Origin of the sequence: Rhodopirellula maiorica SM1 (assembly GCF_000346295.1) — a bacterium.
Taxonomy (GTDB): domain Bacteria; phylum Planctomycetota; class Planctomycetia; order Pirellulales; family Pirellulaceae; genus Novipirellula; species Novipirellula maiorica.
In genome coordinates this window covers 1-2,946 of the sequence record NZ_ANOG01000111.1, presented here as the reverse complement: position 1 = coordinate 2,946, position 2,946 = coordinate 1, and the positions used below count along the sequence as shown (strand labels likewise).

At 54.1% G+C, this 2,946-nt stretch carries 1 protein-coding gene and 1 pseudogene; one reads left to right on the top strand and one right to left on the bottom strand.

The window, feature by feature from the left end; translation table 11 throughout:
- The first annotated feature begins 200 nt into the window (after positions 1-200).
- Complete coding sequence (locus RMSM_RS03285; RefSeq protein ID WP_144057343.1) at positions 201-2,477, top strand: PQQ-dependent sugar dehydrogenase; 2,277 nt, start codon at positions 201-203, stop codon at positions 2,475-2,477.
- 116 nt (positions 2,478-2,593) lie between these two features.
- Here RMSM_RS03285 and RMSM_RS42300 read toward each other — a convergent pair.
- Positions 2,594-2,946 (bottom strand): annotated as a pseudogene (locus tag RMSM_RS42300) (hypothetical protein); the annotation flags it as partial.

Sequence of the window (2,946 nt, the reverse complement as noted above, 5' to 3'; positions counted from 1 at the left end):
CGACTTGCCTTTGGATCCGCTCAGGTTCCATAGAGGGGTTACAAATTCCTCTCGTTTTGCTCCTGCTGCGGCAGCGTTCCAGGTGTACGCTCGCCTTCAACTGGCACAAAACGTGCGGCACGACAAACAACGTCGCATTCCAGTCGTTGCCTGCGAGCGAGTGCATTTATGAATTCCGCGATCCACCTGAGGAGCTCACTGTGCGATCCCAGCTATCCGCCATTACTGTTACGACCGCAACCGTCTTCGTGGCGCTAATCCAGACGCAAATTGTCGCCCAGGTGCCCAATTCGAAACACCAGCACTCGATACCGGATCAATTTACCGCTGTCGATACGTCGCAGTTGATGGGGTCTCCTGATCCCCTGCCACTTGAGGCGGTACCGGCCTTCAACCAGTTGGATTTCAAACGTCCCGTCGAACTCACGTTTGCTCCCGACGGATCGAACCGATTATTCGTGGTAGAACAGCGGGGAGTGATTCGGTGCTTCGAAAATCGTGACGACGTCGATCACTACGAGACCTTTCTCGACCTGACCGATGTCGTTTCGCGAGTCGGGAACGAAGAAGGCATGTTGGGGCTCGCCTTTCATCCAGACTTTGTCGAGAACGGCGAAATTTTCGTCTACTATTCGATTGACCCTCCCGCATCAATTGTTTCTCGCTTTCGGGTCTCTAATGAGAATCCGAATCGTGTCGATCGAGACTCCGAAAAGCGGTTGTTGGAAATCCCACAGCCTTACCGCAATCACAACGGTGGCAGCATTCGCTTCGGCCCCGATGGCTATCTTTACATTGGGCTTGGTGATGGCGGTCTTGCGGACGACCCGCATCTGAACGGACAAAATTTGAATACCCTTTTGGGGTCGATTCTGCGTATCGATGTCGATCACCAAGACTCAGAGATGCCGTACGCCATTCCGGATGACAATCCATTCGTCGATCGCGAGGATGCACGCGGCGAAATTTGGGCCTATGGATTCCGAAACAATTGGCGAATCTCATTTGACCGCCAAAACGGCCAATTATGGACCGCTGACGTTGGCCAGAACCGATTCGAAGAAGTGGATCGGGTGGAACGTGGCGGCAACTATGGATGGAACATCCGCGAAGGGTTCCACGATTTCAATATTAACTCTGCCGATCGGCAGGCGGATCTTATGGACCCCGTCGCCGAATACTTCAGGCACGATGGCCAATCGATTACCGGCGGCATGGTCTACCGAGGTAGCGAGCTCACCGATTTCGTCGGCCATTATCTTTATGCCGATTACTTAAGTGGCAAAGTATGGGCCTTGCCCGCGACGCAGGACACAGAAGATCATGTCGCTGTCCCGGTCCCTCGACAAGTGGCGGATACCGGTTTGCAGATCGCGGCGTTCGGAGAAGACGCCCAGCAGGAAATGTATCTTTGTGTCTTTGATGGAATCTATCGGTTGCGTCTGAAGTCCGTCGATCTCCACCAGATCGCCCAATCCTTTCCAAAAAAACTCTCGGAAACGGGGCTCTTCGAATCAGTCTCGGATCATCTTCCCGCACCCGGTGTGATCCCGTACGAAGTCAATGTGCCGTTTTGGTCTGACTACTCGGTGAAAGACCGCTATTTGGCATTGCCGAAGGCGGCAAGCGTGAAATTTCATTCCAAGGAGGACTGGGAGTTTCCAGTCGGCACGGTCTTTATCAAGACATTTTGGATGCATCAGGACCGCGAGTCCCGATCGGAACCACAACGGCTTGAAACGCGGTTAATGGTGCATTCACCCGACGGATGGCAGGCCTACACCTACGTCTACAACGAAGATTGCAGTGAAGCGAATTTGTTGGAAGGGTCCAAGGAAATGCCGCTCGAGATTGCCACCGCGGAGGGGGCGATCACGCAGCCTTACTATTTCCCTAGCCGTAGCGAGTGTTTTGCTTGTCACACCAAGCAGGCTGGATTTTCGTTGGGGCTGACGACACGCCAGATGAATCGCACGATGAATTATTATGGCACGCAAGTGGATCAAATCGCGATGCTGGACCGATTAAACGTCTTTACGGAATCAGTTGCGGCAGAGGACGTGCCAGCGACAGAAAAGTTTCCGGACTGGGGCTTTGGCAACTTCGATCGAGGCGGAAACAATGGGGATGAACGAGAGCCGTTGCAAGAAGATGCAACACGTTTGGCGCGTGCGTGGTTAGAAGTCAATTGTGCCATGTGTCATCAGCCCGGCGGAATCGGACCCGGGAAGATCGACATGCGTGCTGACACGCCATTGCGTGAGATGCATCTGTTGGGTGTCAAACCGAAGCAAGGTCAGATGACACCACCCGACGGGCGACTAATCGTCCCCGGCCAACCCTATCTGTCTGAATTGGTGGTTCGTGCCGGCCACCGAGACGTTCGCCAGATGCCACCACTTGCAACCAATCGGGTCAGCGAAAGGGCAATCGATGTGCTCAAACAATGGATTGAACAATTGGAGGATTCCAACTAATCAAGGCCAACCGTTCGGGTTACAAATGCCATGTTCCCCAGTGAGGTCGCCTCATTTCAGACGATTTGGTTTATTCGGCGTTCATCTGCCGTAGCCTGACAATGGTGTCAACGAGGTCAAAGGGGAAGGGGGGGGGAAATGTGCGTCTTGTCAGTGTGGTGACGGTTGGACCGCTTCTGTTTTTGGCTTCTTCCTTGGTCGGCCTCGTGGTCGGACTGTGAACCAGATGCCATTTCGTTCGCAGGTTTCTTCGATCCACTCTTGAAAACCAGAAGGGCGTCCGCGAGTGATGCAGAGTCGGACGGCGTGAAAAAGTGCGCGTCATCTTCGACTTCGAAGCTCTTGAACGGCGCTTGGTAAAGATGCCCGTGGCCGCGGGTGTGATTGACGCGCATGGTATCGCAGTGTGTGTGTGGAGGAGAGCCATCCGCACAGCCTGCCCATCGCGCCGTTCTTTCGGCGGTCCGTA